Annotated in this window: 9 protein-coding genes; 8 read left to right on the top strand and 1 reads right to left on the bottom strand. The window is 66.5% G+C overall.

Annotation, left to right across the window (positions count from 1 at the left end; all coding sequences use genetic code 11):
- Positions 1–200: 200 nt before the first annotated feature.
- Complete coding sequence (gene glnA, locus N0B71_RS06070) at positions 201–1,610, bottom strand: glutamate--ammonia ligase (protein ID WP_259757849.1); 1,410 nt, start codon at positions 1,608–1,610, stop codon at positions 201–203.
- Between the two features lie 332 nt (positions 1,611–1,942).
- On the opposite strand from glnA, the gene thiI reads away from it, so the two are divergent.
- The 8 genes from thiI to N0B71_RS06030 all read left to right on the top strand — a co-directional run bounded on the left by thiI (position 1,943) and on the right by N0B71_RS06030 (position 15,236).
- Complete coding sequence (gene thiI, locus N0B71_RS06065) at positions 1,943–3,397, top strand: tRNA uracil 4-sulfurtransferase ThiI (protein ID WP_259757847.1); 1,455 nt, start codon at positions 1,943–1,945, stop codon at positions 3,395–3,397.
- Positions 3,398–3,566: 169 nt separating this feature from the next.
- The gene (gene typA, locus N0B71_RS06060; RefSeq protein WP_259757846.1) at positions 3,567–5,387 is read left to right on the top strand and encodes a translational GTPase TypA; all 1,821 of its coding nucleotides are present in this window, start codon (positions 3,567–3,569) and stop codon (positions 5,385–5,387) included.
- A 587-nt stretch (positions 5,388–5,974) separates the two neighbouring features.
- Positions 5,975–9,682, top strand: coding sequence for a DUF2339 domain-containing protein (locus tag N0B71_RS06055; RefSeq protein ID WP_259757845.1), 3,708 nt, complete (start codon positions 5,975–5,977; stop codon positions 9,680–9,682).
- A complete protein-coding gene (locus N0B71_RS06050; protein ID WP_259757844.1) occupies positions 9,679–11,043 on the top strand; it encodes a DUF3999 domain-containing protein in 1,365 nt (454 codons plus the stop codon). Before N0B71_RS06055 ends, N0B71_RS06050 begins: the two co-directional genes overlap by 4 nt.
- 102 nt (positions 11,044–11,145) lie before the next feature.
- Positions 11,146–13,053: an esterase EstP gene (gene estP, locus N0B71_RS06045; RefSeq protein WP_259757843.1), complete on the top strand. Its 1,908-nt coding sequence runs from the start codon at positions 11,146–11,148 to the stop codon at positions 13,051–13,053.
- Positions 13,054–13,288: 235 nt separating this feature from the next.
- The gene (locus tag N0B71_RS06040) at positions 13,289–14,302 is read left to right on the top strand and encodes a class 1 fructose-bisphosphatase (RefSeq protein WP_259757841.1); all 1,014 of its coding nucleotides are present in this window, start codon (positions 13,289–13,291) and stop codon (positions 14,300–14,302) included.
- Complete coding sequence (locus N0B71_RS06035) at positions 14,302–14,907, top strand: DUF924 family protein (protein ID WP_259757839.1); 606 nt, start codon at positions 14,302–14,304, stop codon at positions 14,905–14,907. The genes N0B71_RS06040 and N0B71_RS06035 overlap by 1 nt, the downstream gene beginning before the upstream one ends.
- Before the next feature lie 74 nt (positions 14,908–14,981).
- Positions 14,982–15,236, top strand: a complete 255-nt coding sequence (locus tag N0B71_RS06030; RefSeq protein WP_259757837.1) for an outer membrane protein assembly factor BamE — start codon at positions 14,982–14,984, stop codon at positions 15,234–15,236.
- The last annotated feature ends 31 nt before the right edge of the window (positions 15,237–15,267 follow it).

The following is a 15,267-nucleotide window of genomic DNA, read 5'->3' as shown; positions in this document are numbered from 1 at the left end:
CCCGGCACCGGCGTTGCCGGGAAATCCGTTCGCGAGCAAGCTCGCTCCTGCAGGGATTCAGCCCGGACCTGTAGGAGCGGGCCACGCCCGCGATCGCGCGCATGGCGCGCCCTTACAAGGCGCGTCCGCTTTCCTGAGCCCATAAAAAAGGCCTCCCGAAGGAGGCCTTAATGGTGTCGCTATTTATAGGTATTCGTGGATCAGACGCTGTAGTACAGGTCGTATTCCAGCGGGTGCACGAAGGTGCGCACCTTGATTTCTTCTTCCGACTTCAGCTCGATGTAGGCATCGATGAACTCGTCGGTGAACACGCCGCCCTTGGTCAGGAACGCGCGGCCCTTGTCGAGTTCTTCCAGCGCCTCTTTCAGGCTGCCGCACACCTGCGGGATTTCCTTCGCCTCTTCCGGCGGCAGGTCGTACAGGTTCTTGTCGGCGGCATCGCCGGGGTGAATCTTGTTCTGGATGCCGTCCAGGCCCGCCATCAGCAGTGCAGCGAAGCACAGGTAGGGGTTGGCAGCCGGGTCCGGGAAGCGCGCTTCGATACGGCGGGCTTTCGGGCTGGAAACGTACGGGATACGGATCGAGGCGGAACGGTTGCGAGCCGAGTAGGCCAGCATGACCGGGGCTTCGAAGCCCGGAACCAGACGCTTGTAGGAGTTGGTGGCCGGGTTGGTGAAGCCGTTCAGGGCCTTGCCGTGCTTGATGATGCCGCCGATGAAGTACAGGGCGGTGTCGGACAGGCCGGCATAGCCTTCGCCAGCGAAGGTGTTCTTGCCATCCTTGGAGATGGACATGTGCACGTGCATGCCCGAGCCGTTGTCGCCGTACAGCGGCTTCGGCATGAAGGTCACGGTCTTGCCGTAGGCGTCAGCCACGTTGTGGATGCAGTACTTCAGGGTCTGCACTTCGTCAGCCTTGGCAACGAGGGTGTTGAACTTCACACCGATCTCGTTCTGGCCGGCGGTGGCCACTTCGTGGTGGTGCACTTCCACGGTCAGGCCCATTTCTTCCAGGGCGTTACACATGGCGGTACGGATTTCGTGGTCGTGGTCGACCGGCGGTACCGGGAAGTAGCCGCCCTTGACGCCGGGACGGTGGCCTTTGTTGCCGGTCTCGATGTCGGCGTCGGTGTTCCAGGAAGCCTGCTCGGAGAAGATCTTGAACATCGAGCCGGAGATGTCGGACTTGAACTTCACTTCGTCGAAGATGAAGAACTCCGGCTCCGGGCCAACGAATACGGTGTCACCGATACCGGTGGACTTCAGGTATTCCTCGGCGCGCTTGGCGATGTTGCGCGGGTCGCGCTCGTAGCCTTGCATGGTGCTCGGCTCGATGATGTCGCAGACGATGATCAGGGTCGGCTCTTCGGTGAACGGGTCCAGCACGGCGGTGCTGTCGTCCGGGAGCAGGATCATGTCGGAGGCTTCGATTCCTTTCCAACCGGCGATGGAGGAACCGTCGAACATCTTGCCGGCTTCGAAGAATTCATCGTCCAGGGCGTCGCGGGCGGGCATGGTGACGTGCTGCTGCTTGCCTTTGGTATCGGTGAAGCGCAGGTCAACCCACTTCACGTCATGATCTTTGATCAGTTGTTGCGACTTGTACGACATGCTGTCCTCCAGGAGGGATTAGAGCTGGGAGCTTTTCTATGCCCCAGTATCGGGTGATGCCGGCCGGAATACTCCGCCAGGGCAACCTGCCTCACAAGAGAGCAAGTTGCGTGCCAGTGCCCGTAAATGGGCAGGGGCCCTGAAATCACGGGTTACGGCGAGGGTGACGGGATTTCGCGCCACAATAGTGCACTGCTTTGGTGCTCCGTCATGGTGCATAAGTCCATTTTGGTGCACTCAAAAGAAAGTCTCCGATTTCTGCTCAAGTCTTGAGCAATTTCGGATATAATTCCGCCCCTTTTTTTCAGTCCCATGGCAATCGCCCGGTTCGCATGAAACTCATCGTCAAGGTCTTCCAGGAAATCACCATCAAGAGCCGGCCGGTGCGCAAGCGCTTCATCCGCCAGCTGGCGAAGAACATTCGCACGGTGCTCCGCGACCTCGACCCCGAACTGCTGGTCGAAGGCGAGTGGGACAACCTCGAGGTCGAGACCCAGGTCACCGACGCCAAGGTCCTGCGCGAGATGATCGAGCGCCTGACCTGCACGCCGGGCATCGGCCACTTCCTGGAAGTGCACGAATACCCGCTGGGCGATTTCGACGACATCCTCGAGAAGTGCAAGCAGCACTTCGGCGACAAGCTGCCGGGCAAGATCTTCTCCATGCGCTGCAAGCGCGCCGGCAAGCACCCGTTCACCTCTATAGATGTGGAGCGCTACGTCGGCGGTGGCCTGCGCCAGCACTGCGGCGCGGCGGGCGTGTCGCTGAAGAACCCGGAAGTGGAAGTGCGCGTGGAAATCCGCCACGACCGCCTCTACGTGATCCATGCCCAGCACGATGGCCTGGGCGGTTACCCGTTGGGCGCGCTGGAGCAGGTGCTGGTGCTGATGTCCGGTGGCTTCGACTCCACCGTGGCGGCCTACCAGATGATGCGCCGCGGCATGATCAGCCACTTCGTGTTCTTCAACCTCGGCGGCCGTGCCCACGAGCTGGGCGTGATGGAAGTCGCGCATTACCTGTGGGAGAAGTTCGGTCGTTCCCAGCGCGTGCTGTTCGTCAGCGTGCCCTTCGAGGAAGTGGTCGGCGAGATTCTCACCAAGGTCGACGACAGCTACATGGGCGTCACCTTGAAGCGCATGATGCTACGGGCCGCCAGCCGCGTGGCCGAGCGCCTGGAGCTCAATGCCCTGGTCACCGGCGAGGCGATCTCCCAGGTGTCCAGCCAGACCCTGCCGAACCTCTCGGTGATCGACCGGGTGACCGACACCCTGGTGCTGCGCCCGCTGATCGTCAGCCACAAGCAGGACATCATCGACACCGCGACGAAGATCGGTACCGCCGAGTTCGCCAAGCACATGCCCGAGTACTGCGGCGTGATCTCGGTGAACCCGACCACCCAGGCCAAGCCGTACCGGGTCGACCACGAAGAATCCAAGTTCGACATGGCCGTGCTCGACCGCGCCCTGGAGCGCTCCACCCAGATGACCGTCGACCGCGTGATCGACGAACTGGGCAAGGACCTGCCGGTGGAAATGGTCGACGAGGTGCTGCCCGGGCAGATCGTGGTGGACATCCGTCACCCCGACGCCCAGGAAGATGAACCGCTGGCCATCGACGGCATCGAAGTGCTGCCGATGCCGTTCTACGCGATCAACAGCAAGTTCAAGGAACTGGACCCCAACCGCCAGTACCTCCTGTATTGCGACAAGGGCGTCATGAGTCGCCTGCACGCCCACCACCTGGTCAACGAAGGGCACACCAATGTGCGTGTTTACCGTCCGCAATAAAGGCGCGGACCAACGCCGCCAGCCCGGACTGTTCGGCGGCAGCATCCGCCACCGACCTCCCGACACATTCGGTGCGTAGGCTCACGCCCTGACCTTTTGCACCGCCGCGCCACGGCCCGGCCCCCGCTGCCGAAACGGCAGCCGAAGATTCACTATCGAGACTGACACTGTGATCGAAAAACTGCGCAACATCGCCATCATCGCCCACGTCGACCATGGCAAGACCACCCTCGTAGACAAGCTCCTGCGCCTGTCCGGCACCCTCGACCGCAAAGAAGCGGAAAACGAGCGCGTGATGGACTCCAACGACCAGGAAAAAGAGCGTGGCATCACCATCCTGGCGAAGAACACCGCCCTGAAATGGAATGACTACAGCATCAACATCGTCGACACCCCCGGCCACGCCGACTTCGGCGGCGAGGTAGAGCGCGTGATGTCGATGGTGGACTCCGTGCTGCTGGTGGTCGACGCCCAGGACGGCCCCATGCCGCAGACCCGCTTCGTGACCCAGAAGGCGTTCAAGGCCGGTCTGCGTCCGATCGTCGTGGTGAACAAGATCGACCGTCCGGGCGCGCGTCCTGACTGGGTCATCGACCAGATCTTCGACCTGTTCGACAACCTCGGCGCCACCGACGAGCAGCTGGACTTCCCGATTGTCTACGCCAGTGCCCTGAACGGCATCGCCGGCATGGACCACGAGAAGATGGACGACAACATGGACGCGCTGTTCCAGGCGATCATCGACCACGTTCCGGCGCCGAAAGTCGACGTCGACGGTCCGTTCCAGATGCAGATTTCCCAGCTGGACTACAACAGCTTCCTCGGCGTGATCGGCATCGGCCGTATCGCCCGCGGCAAGATCAAGGCCAACACCCCGGTCGTGGCCATCAGCGACGACGGCACCAAGCGCAACGGCCGTATCCTGAAGATCATGGGCCACTCGGGCCTGCAGCGCATCGAAGTCGCTGAAGCCGAAGCCGGCGACATCGTCTGCGTGTCCGGCATGGACGAGCTGTTCATCTCCGACACCCTGTGCGACCCGCAGCACGTCGAAGCGCGCCCGCCGCTGACCGTTGACCAGCCGACCGTGAGCATGACCTTCCAGGTCAACGACTCGCCGTTCGCCGGCAAGGAAGGCAAGTTCGTCACCAGCCGCAACATCAAGGACCGTCTGGACAAGGAACTGCTGCACAACGTGGCCCTGCGCGTCGAGCAAGGCGACTCCCCGGAGAAGTTCAAGGTCTCCGGCCGTGGCGAACTGCACCTCTCGGTACTGATCGAAACCATGCGTCGTGAAGGCTTCGAGCTGGCCGTGGGCCGTCCGGAAGTGGTGATCATCGAGACCGCCGAAGGCGAGAAGCAGGAGCCTTACGAGAACGTCACCATCGACATCGAAGAGCAGCACCAGGGCTCGGTGATGGAGCAGATGGGCCTGCGCAAGGGCGATCTGACCAACATGATCCCCGACGGCAAGGGCCGCGTGCGCCTGGAATACACCATCCCGGCGCGTGGCCTGATCGGCTTCCGTAACAACTTCCTGACCCTGACCTCGGGCACCGGCATCCTGACCTCGACCTTCAGCCACTATGGCCCGATCAAGGCCGGCGAAGTGTCCAACCGCCAGAACGGCGTACTGGTCTCCATGGCCACCGGCACCGCGCTGACCTACTCGCTGGAAACCCTGCAAAGCCGCGGCAAGCTGTTCCTCGGCCCAGGCGACGAAATCTACGAAGGCCAGCTGGCCGGCATCAACAGCCGCGACAACGACCTGGTGATCAACCCCACCAAGGGCAAGAAGCTCGACAACATGCGTGCTTCGGGCAAGGACGAAGTCATCGCCCTGGTTCCGCCGATCCGCTTCACCCTGGAGCAGGCGCTGGAATTCATCGCCGATGACGAGCTGGTGGAAGTGACGCCGAAGTCGATCCGTCTGCGCAAGAAGCTGCTCAACGAAAACGACCGCAAGCGCTACGAACGCGCCAAGGTCTGATTCGATCAGCCGCACAAAAAGCCGGGCATCTGCCCGGCTTTTTTTGCCTGCCGAACGGCCCGTATCCGCCGGGCTCCGCGGTGCGACCCTGTAGGAGCGAGCTTGCTCGCGAACGCTTTTGCCGCCCACGCCGGAGCTGAGAGGTTCGCGAGCAAGCTCGCTCCTACGAAAGGCCACCGGGGCCTGGCATGGCGTAGGGCGAATAACGCGCCAGCGTTATCCGCCGCGAGATAGCCGGCGGATAACCCGTCCCGGGTTATGCGCCCTACGGGGCTGCTCTGTTTCGCCGGAGGGCCGTGGATGTAGGAGCGAGCTTGCTCGCGAACGCTTCGCCGCCTACGCCGGAGCCGAGAGGTTCGCGAGCAAGCTCGCTCCTGCCAAAAGCCATCGGGGCCGGGCAGGACATATGGCGTGCCCTGCGAAAAGAAACCCGCTCCCCGTGTCCGCGGGGCGTCGTGAAGACGTCTGAATCTTCGAAGCTGTGAGATCGTGAGCGCAGGCCAGGGACTCGGGCCGATATACTCAGCTGCCGGATGTTGCCGTCCGGATCGGGATGGATTCGCACAGAACCTCAAGGATTCGAAAGCATGCAATGGATTTTCATGCTGGTCGGCCTGGTCATCGGCGCCGCTGCGGGCGAGTCGATCACCGGGGCGGTGTTGGGCGCGGTAGCGGGGCTCGCGCTGGGGCAGACGTTCGCCCTGCACAGCCTGAAGCGGGAGAACGCCAGCCTTCGCGGCGAGTTGAAGGCCTTCGGCGCGCGCTTCGACCAGGGCACCCAGGCCCTGTACGAGCGGCTGCTGCAGGTGGAGCGCAGCGCCAGCGCGCAGACGCCGCCGGCGGGCAGCGACGCTGCCGCGCCGCCGATGCCGACCCCTGCTGCCGAATCCGAGCCGGAAGCCGAGGCGCCGGTCAGCGAACCCGCCGCCGGCGACCTGGACTGGAACATCGAACTGCCCACCGACGAGCCGGCCCCGGCGGCGGCTGCGCGGGTGCAAGCGCCCATCGAGTGGTCGGACCTGGTGCTGGAGCCGATGGAGAAGCCCGCCGCCCAGGCCCGCGCCGAAGCCCCCGACGCCCAACCGCAACCGGCGCCTGCCGCGCCTCCGCTGCCGCCGTCTCCGCCCGCTCCGTCCCTGTTCGACCGCGCCTTCGGCGCCGCCCGTGACTGGCTGCTGGGCGGCAATACCGTGCTGCGCGTCGGCGTGGTGCTGCTGTTCCTCGGCCTGGCCTTCCTGCTGCGCTACGCCACCGAAGGCATGACCCTGCCGCCGCAGGGGCCGTACATCGGTACCGCCGCCGCCGCGCTGGCGCTGCTCGGGCTCGGCTGGTGGCTGCGCCACCGGCGTCCGGCCTATGCGCTGATCCTCCAGGGCACCGGCGTCGCGGTGCTCTACCTGACGGTGTTCGCCAGCATCAAGCTGTACCCGGCGATGAACCACGGCGAGGTGCTGATCGACCCGAAAGCCGGCTTCGTGCTGCTGGTGGCGGTCACCCTGTTCTCGGCGATGCTCGCCATCCTGCAGGACGCCGTGGGCCTTGCCGCGGCCGCCGCCCTGGGCGGTTTCGCCGCGCCGATCCTGGCGTCCACCGGCGGCGGCAGCCATGTCGCGCTGTTCAGCTACTTCGCCCTGCTCAACGCCGGCATCTTCGCCATCGCCTGGTTCAAGGCCTGGCGCATGCTCAACCTGATCGGCTTCTTCGGCACCTTCGGCATCGGCCTGGCCTGGGGGCTGCGCTCCTACCAGCCGGAGTTGTTCGCCACCACCGAGCCCTTCCTGATCCTGTTCTTCCTGACCTACGTCGCCATCGGCCTGCTGTTCGCTCGCCGTCGCCTGCGCGAAGCCGCCGGTGCGCCGGAGGACGATTCCCGCGAGGCGCTGCTGCGTTGGTCGGCGCGGCAGACCGACTATGTCGACGGCACCGTGCTGTTCGGCACGCCGCTGGTGGGCTTCGGCCTGCAATACGCGATCATCCAGCACCTGGCGTTCGGCGCGGCGTTCAGCGCCCTGGCGCTGGGCCTGTTCTACATGCTTCTCGCCCGCCTGCTGGCCGGGCGTACCGCCGGCCGCGCGCTGCTGCTGGTGGAAACCTGCCTGGCGCTGGGCGTGGTGTTCGGCACCCTGGCGATCCCGCTGGGCCTGGACGCCCGCTGGACCTCCGCCGCCTGGGCGGTGGAAGGCGCCGGCATCTTCTGGCTCGGCTTGCGTCAACAGCGGCCGCTGGCGCGGATCTTCGCCCTGCTGCTGCAAATCGGCGCGGCGCTGGCCTTCCTCGGCGAACTGCGCGTCGACCCGCAGTCACTGACGCTGCTCGACGGGGCACCGCTGGGGGCGCTGATGCTCGGCGTCGCGCTGCTGTTCAGTTTCTGGAACCTGCGCACTGCCGACGCGCAAACCCTGCGCAGCTGGGAGCCGAATGCCCGCCCGGTGCTGGCAGCTTTTGGCCTGGCCTTCCTCTACCTGATCGCGCCGCTGTTGCTGGGCGCGGACGGCACCGCCATGGCCTGGGCCGTGGCCGGCCTGGCCACGCTGTTTGCCGCACTGCGCCTGCGTTCGCGCACCTTCCTGGCGTGCGCCTTCGCGGTGCAGTTGCTGGGCGGGGCGGTGTTCCTCCTGCATCTGCACGGCGCGGACGAGGGCAGCGGCGTTCTCGGCTCCGGCTGGCGCGGGCTGGTGACCGCCTCGCTGATCGGCCTGGCGCTGATCGCCGCCATGCTGATCGCCGCGCGCGATGCCATGGTGCGCGACGACCGCCGGCTGATGCTCGGCCTGAGCGTCGTCCTGCTGCTGGGCCTGGCCTTCATCAACCTCGCCGTGCTCTTCGTGCTGCCCTGGCAGACCGCCGCCGCGGTATGGGCCGGCAGCGGCCTGCTGATCCTCTGGCTGAGCCTGCAGTTGCAGCAGCGCGCGGCGTTCGTTTTCGGCCTGCTGCTGCAGGTGATCGGTGCGGGGGCCTTCCTCTTCGGCGGCGCGGCGCTGTTCGGCGATTTGCCCAGCGAAGGCCTGAAACCGCTGGCGCACATGGGCTTCTGGACACCAGCAGTGCTGGCCCTGGCGGCGATGATCGGCGCCTGGCGTCTGCACCGGGCCAGTGAGCGCGAGCGCAACCTGGCGCTGGGTGGGTTGGGGCTGGCGCAACTGTCGCACCTGCTGCTGGCGTGGGGCGCCGGCTGGTGGGCGCTGACCGCCCTGTGGGAGATTGCCCGCTTCGTGCCCGGTGAGAAGCGCGAGCACGTGGCGCTGCTGGTGGCGGCGCTCAGTGTCGGCCTCTGGTCGCTGCTGGCGCGCCGCGAGCAATGGCGCGCGCTGGCGCTGCTGTGCCTGGCACTGGTGCCGGTGTCGCTGGTGGCGCTGGCCAGCGCCTGGAACCTGCAGTATCACCCGCTGGCGGAGCTGGGCTGGCTCGGCTGGCTGGCGGTATTCGCGGTGCACTTCTTCACCCTGCGTCGCCTCGCCGAGTGGCTGCCACCGCGTGCCGCACAGGCCGCCCACGTGCTGGGCTGCTGGCTGATCCTCGGCGTGCTGGCGCTGGAATTGCGCTACCTGTTCTTCGCCCTGGCCGAGCACTACAACGCCTGGCGCTGGCTGGGTTGGGCGCTGGTACCGAGCCTGTTCCTGATCCTCATGGGCGGCGTCGCGCGCTTGCCATGGCCGGTGGCGGCCTTCGAGCGCGAGTATCGCGCCATCGCCGCCGCGCCCGTCGCGGCGGCGCTGCTGGGCTGGTTCTGGCTGGTCAACCTGTTCAGCAACGGCGCGGCCGACCCGCTGCCCTACCTGCCGTTGGTGAACCCCCTGGAGCTGGGCATGCTCATCGTGCTGGCGGCAATCTTCCAGTGGACGCGCCTGGGCCTGCCGCAGCTGGGCGTGGCCGAGTCCACCCTGCGCCTGCCGGTGCAGGCGCTGCTGGGCGCCTCGCTGTTCGCCCTGTTGACCATGGCCGTGTGCCGCACCGCGCACCACTGGGGCGGCGTGCCGTTCGAGTTCGACGCGCTGGGCCAGTCGATGCTGGTGCAGGCCGGGCTGTCCATCGTCTGGGCGCTGATCGCCCTGGGCCTGATGATCGTCGGGCACCTGCGCGGTCGCCGCGACTTCTGGGTGGTCGGCGCGGTGCTGATCGCCGTGGTCGTGGCCAAGCTGTTCTTCGTCGACCGCGCCAGCAGCGGCAGCCTGGAACGCATCATTTCCTTCATCGGCGTCGGCGTCCTCATGCTGATCGTCGGCTACTTCGCGCCGCTGCCGCCACGCCGGCCCGCGCCGCAAGAGCACCTGCAACAGGAGCAACCCAGCGCATGAAGCTGACATCCTTCGTCCTGCTCGCCGCGGCGAGCCTGTTGGGCAACGCCGCCGGTGCCGCGCCGGCGCCTGCGGACTTCGCCCACCGGGTGCCGCTGGAGGTGTCCGGCAACGGCCCCTGGTACCGCGTGCAACTGCCCATCGAGGTCCTGTTCGCCGCGCGCCATGGCGACCTGCGCGACCTGCGCATCTTCAACGCCGAAGGCGAGGCACTGCCTTATAGCCTGCGTACCAGCGCGGCCAGCGAGAAACAGGTGCGCAGCGAGGTGCAGGCGCGCATCTTCCCGCTGCGCGGCGCCACCGGCAGCGCTGCGGGCGACAACCTGAAGATCGTTCGCAGCACCACCGGCACCATCCTGGAGATCACCCCGAACGCACCCGCGCAGGACAAGACCCAGGTGCTGCGCGGCTGGCTGCTGGAAACCGGTTCCGGCGACCTGCCGCTGGACCGCCTGCAACTGGACTGGACGGCGGAGGGCGACGGCTTCCAGCGCCTGCGCATCGAGGCCAGCGACGACCTGGAACACTGGCGCTCGCTGGGCGAAGGCCAGCTGGCGCGGCTGGACTTCAATGGCCAGCGCATCGAGCAGAACGACATCCCGCTGCCCGGCCAGACGGCGCGCTACCTGCGCCTGTGGTGGGAATCGCCGGAGCAGGCGGCGCAACTGGTCGGCGCCACCCTCAGCGGCAGCCGCAGCAGTACCGGGCCGGTGCCGATGCTCTGGTCCGAGCCGCTGGCGGCCAAGGCCGACAGCAAGGGTGAATTCAGCTGGAGCCTGCCCCTGGCGCTGCCGGTGGAGCGCGTGCGGATTCCCCTGCAGCAGGACAACACCCTGGCGCCGGTGGTGATCTCCGGCCGCCACGACGGCAATGTGCAATGGACGCCCCTGGCGCGCGGCGTGCTGTATCGCCTGCCGGGGCAGGGCGGGGAAATCACCCAGGAAGAGCTGGAGCTGCCGGGCATCAGCCTGGGGCAACTGCGTCTGCAGGTGGACTCGCGCGGCGGCGGTCTGGGCGGTTCCACCGCGCACCTGAGCGTCGGCGTGCGCGCCAGCGAGCTGGTGTTCCTCGCCCGCGGCGGCGCACCCTACGAACTGGCCGTGGGCAGCGATTCGATCAATGACGGCAGCCTGCCGCTGACCACCCTGGTGCCCGGGTACGAGCCCAAGCGCCTGGCGAGCATGGGCGAGGCGCGGCTCAAGGGCACGCTGCAGGCGCCGGCGGCAGCGGTGCCCGCCACTGTCGCGACAGCCGATACACAGTGGAAACGCTACGGTCTTTGGGCGTTGCTGCTGGCCGGCGTCGGCCTGCTCGCGCTGATGGCGCTGAGCCTGTTGCGGAGCAGTCGTCAAACGGGCTGATCGCCGCGGATCGCCGCACGATAGGGGTGTCGCCTGTAGAAATTCTGATACTGTCTTGTGGTTTCTGATTGCCCGAATAACAACAACGCATGGAGTAGCAGAATGATCAGAAAGGCGCTCACCCCGCTGGCGGCTGCGTGCGCGATGGCCATTGCCACACAGGCCCTTGCAGCCCCTTCGCCGTATTCCACCCTGGTCGTCTTCGGCGACAGCCTGAGCGATTCCGGCCAGTTCGCCGATGCCGGCGGCCCGGCTGGCGCCAGCACCCGTTTCACCAACCGCGTCGGCCCGACCTACCTGGACGGCAGCGGCGAGATCTTCGGCCCCACCGCGCCGATGATCCTGGGCGGCAAGCTGGGGATCGGTGGCACCGACCTGAACCCCTCGACCTCGCTGGTCCCCGGCACCGTGGACGGCAACAACTGGGCGGTCGGCGGCTACCGCACCGACCAGATCTACGATTCGATCACCGCCCCGGGCGGCTCGGTCGTCACCGCCGGCTCCACCAGCCGCACCCGTGACGGCTACCTGGTGAACAACCGCGCCGATCCGAACGCGCTCTACTACCTCACCGGCGGCGGCAACGACTTCCTCCAGCTGCGCATCACCAACGACCCCACGGCCCGTGCCGCGGCCGGCCGCCTGGTGGACAGCGTGGACGCCCTGCACAATGCCGGTGCGCGCTACATCATGGTCTGGCTGCTGCCCGACCTGGGCCAGACGCCGGCCACCAACGGCACCGCGCTGCAATCCTTCGGCACGCAGCTGTCGGGCATCTTCAACCAGGAACTGGTCAGCCAGCTGGCGGCCTCCAACGCCAACGTCATCCCGCTGAACATCCCGGCGATGTTCAAGGAAGTGCTGGCCAACCCGGGCGCCTACGGCCTGGCCACTGACCAGAACCTGATCGGCACCTGCTTCAGCGGCAACAGCTGCCCCGAGAACGCCGTGTACGGCCGCCACGGGAGCAACCCCGACCCGACCAAGCTGATCTTCAACGATGGCGTGCACCCGACCATCGCCGGCCAGACCCTGATCGCCGACTACGCCTACTCGGTGCTCGCCGCCCCGTGGGAAGCCACGATGCTGCCGGAGATGGCCCTGGGCAGCTACAACGCCTACCAGGACCAGTTGCGCAGCCAATGGCTGGCAGACTGGGAAAACTGGCAGGCCACCGGCCAGTGGCGCGGCTTCGTCACCGGCGGCGCCCAGCACCTGGACTACGACGACCAGGACAGCGCTGCCGATGGTTCCGGCTACGGCGCCAACCTGACCCTGGGCACCAGCTACCGCCTCGACGACGCCTGGCGCGTGGGCGGCTCGCTGGGCTTCTACCGGCAGAAGCTGGAACTGGGCTCGGACGACTCCGACTACAGGCTGAACAGCTACCTGGGCAGCCTGTTCGTGCAGTTCCAGCAGAACCGCTGGTGGGCTGACGCGTCGGTGACCGGGGGCAAGCTCGACTTCGAGGACGCCAACCGCAAGTTCACCATCATCAACCACGAGGTCGAGGAGAAGGCCGACACCGACGGCAGCCTGCTGGCCTTCAGCGGTCGCCTGGGCTACGACATTGCCCAGGGTGGCGAGAACTGGCACCTGTCGCCCTTCGTCAGCGCCGACTGGGCGCGGGTGAAAGTGGATGGCTACGACGAGGGCAGCGGCCGCTCCACCGCGCTGGCCTTCGAAGAGCAGAACCGCTATTCCCGTCGCCTCGGCGTCGGCCTGCAGGGCAAGCTGGACCTGTCGCAGGAAACCCAGCTGTTCGGCGAGGTCGCCGTGGAGCGCGAATACGCCGACGACACGCAGAATGTCGGGATGAACTTCACCAGCCTGCCGGACATCGGCTTCAGCCTGCAGGGCTATACCCCGCAGAGCCACCTGCAGCGCGCCACCATCGGCTTCGCCCAGAAGCTGACTCCGGAGCTGTCGCTGCGCGGCGGCTACAGCGCGCACCGCAGCAGCGACGACCTGGCCCAGGGCGTGAACCTGGCGTTGAGCCTGGACTTCTGATCGGCTCAGGTAGGCGATGCGGGGCGACGGCCGGGTCCGGCTGTCGCCCCGCTTTCTTTCCGGCGCGCACTGCGTTGCGCGGCTGAAGGTCGCGGCGCCGATGAGCGTCGGGGAACTGCCCGTGCCCGGCGGGCTCCAAGCATTCGGCGAGGCCACCGTGCAGGAGGCGTCGCGGACGTTTCCACGCTAGAATGCGCCCTGATTTTTTCTACCTTCTTCTCCCCTGGAGCCTTCCATGTCCCGCGTTACCCTGAGCCGCTACCTGATCGAGCAGACCCGCAGTCACAACACCCCGGCCGACCTGCGCTTCCTCGTCGAGGTGGTAGCGCGTGCCTGCAAGGAAATCAGCCACGCCGTCTCCAAGGGCGCCCTCGGCGGCGTACTGGGCAGCATGGGCACCGAGAACGTGCAGGGCGAAGTGCAGAAGAAGCTGGACGTGATCTCCAACGAGATCCTCCTGGAAGCCAACGAGTGGGCCGGCAACCTGGCCGGCATGGCCTCCGAGGAGATGGACCATCCCTACCAGATCCCCGGCAAGTACCCCAAGGGCGCCTACCTGCTGGTCTTCGACCCGCTGGACGGCTCCTCCAACATCGACGTCAACGTCTCGGTCGGCACCATCTTCTCCGTGCTGCGCTGCCCCACCGAGTACCTGAGCCAGAATGACAGCCTGCGCGAGGAAGCCTTCCTCCAGCCGGGCACCACCCAGGTCGCCGCTGGCTACGCCATCTACGGCCCGCAGACCATGCTCATCCTGACCCTGGGCAACGGCGTGAAGGGCTTCACCCTGGACCGCGAGCTGGGCAGCTTCGTGCTGACCCACGAGAACATCACCGTTCCGACCAGCACCGCCGAATTCGCCATCAACATGTCCAACGAGCGCCACTGGGAAGCCCCGGTGAAGCGTTACGTCAGCGAACTGCTGGCCGGCAAGGAAGGCCCGCTGGGCAAGAACTACAACATGCGCTGGATCGCCTCCATGGTGGCCGACGTGCACCGCATCCTGACCCGCGGTGGCGTGTTCATGTACCCGCGCGATTCCCGCGAGCCGGAGAAGCCCGGCAAGCTGCGCCTGATGTACGAAGCCAACCCGATGTCCTTCATCATCGAGCAGGCCGGCGGCGCCGCCACCAACGGCCACCAGCGCATCCTCGACATCAAGCCGGAAAACCTGCACCAGCGCGTCGCGGTGTTCCTGGGCTCGAAGGAAGAAGTCGAACGCGCCACCGCCTACCACCAGGAGGGCTGATGAGCACCGCGCCCTGGCAGAGCCTGCTCGACTGGTGGTTCGGTAGCGCACTGGATGCCAACGAGGTCGCCGCCCAGCGCAATGCGCTGTGGTTCGGCAAGAGCGCCTGCCAGGACGTGGACTCGGAGAACCGTTTCGGCGGCCTGGTGCGCCAGGCCCTGGACGGTGGTTTGCAGGCGTGGGAGCGCGAGCCGCAGAGCTGGCTGGCGCTGATCCTGCTGCTGGACCAGCTGCCGCGCATGGTCTTCCGCGATTGCCCGCGCGCCTATGCCGGTGACGCCCGCGCCCAGCAACTGGTGCGCCGGGGCCTGGAGGCCGGTTTCGACCGCCAGTTGCCGCGCATCGAGCGGGTGTTCGTCTACCTCGTGCTGGAGCACGCCGAGGACCTGGCCAGCCAGAACGAGGCGGTGCGCCTGTTCGAGCAGTTGCAGGCCGAGGCCAGCGAGAGCGAGAAGGTGCTGTTCGCCGGCTACCTCGCCTACGCGCGCAAGCACCAGGTGGTGGTCGAGCGCTTTGGCCGCTTCCCCCATCGCAACGCCATCCTCGGCCGCGAATCCACCGCCGAAGAAGCGACGTTCCTCACGGAACCTGGCTCACGTTTCTGACTCCAACCCGGCGGCCGAACCGGCCGCCCTGTGCCAAGCTTGTTGGCCTGTCCCCCAAAACCATGGAGTCGTCGATGTCCTTCCGCCGCCTCGCGCTCGTCGCGTTCTGTGTCGTCCTGGCCGCTTGCAGCAAAGTGAACCAGGAGAACTATTCCAAGATCAAAACCGGCATGAGCAAGGCCGAGGTCGAAGGCCTGCTCGGCAAACCCGCCGAATGCTCCGGCGCACTGGGCGTTTCCAGCTGCACCTGGGGTGACGAAAAGGCCTTCATCAGCATCCAGTACGCTGGCGACAAAGTGCTGCTGTTCTCCGCCCAGGGTCTGAAGTAAGCATCTTGGGCGAAGCCGGCGGCCAAGGAGA

The organism is Pseudomonas sp. GCEP-101, assembly GCF_025133575.1.
Taxonomy (GTDB): Bacteria; Pseudomonadota; Gammaproteobacteria; order Pseudomonadales; family Pseudomonadaceae; genus Pseudomonas; species Pseudomonas nitroreducens_B.
The sequence above is the reverse complement of the archived record's forward strand: the minus strand, read 5'-3'. Positions and strand labels throughout refer to the sequence as shown.

What these genes read in the sequence shown, in the direction of transcription:
- glnA (WP_259757849.1), bottom strand. Translation starts at nt 1,610, where the DNA reads ATGTCGTACAAGTCGCAACAACTGATCAAAGATCATGACGTGAAGTGG.
- estP (WP_259757843.1), top strand. Translation starts at nt 11,146, where the DNA reads ATGATCAGAAAGGCGCTCACCCCGCTGGCGGCTGCGTGCGCGATGGCC.
- N0B71_RS06035 (WP_259757839.1), top strand. Translation starts at nt 14,302, where the DNA reads ATGAGCACCGCGCCCTGGCAGAGCCTGCTCGACTGGTGGTTCGGTAGC.
- N0B71_RS06055 (WP_259757845.1), top strand. Translation starts at nt 5,975, where the DNA reads ATGCAATGGATTTTCATGCTGGTCGGCCTGGTCATCGGCGCCGCTGCG.
- thiI (WP_259757847.1), top strand. Translation starts at nt 1,943, where the DNA reads ATGAAACTCATCGTCAAGGTCTTCCAGGAAATCACCATCAAGAGCCGG.
- N0B71_RS06040 (WP_259757841.1), top strand. Translation starts at nt 13,289, where the DNA reads ATGTCCCGCGTTACCCTGAGCCGCTACCTGATCGAGCAGACCCGCAGT.
- N0B71_RS06050 (WP_259757844.1), top strand. Translation starts at nt 9,679, where the DNA reads ATGAAGCTGACATCCTTCGTCCTGCTCGCCGCGGCGAGCCTGTTGGGC.
- N0B71_RS06030 (WP_259757837.1), top strand. Translation starts at nt 14,982, where the DNA reads ATGTCCTTCCGCCGCCTCGCGCTCGTCGCGTTCTGTGTCGTCCTGGCC.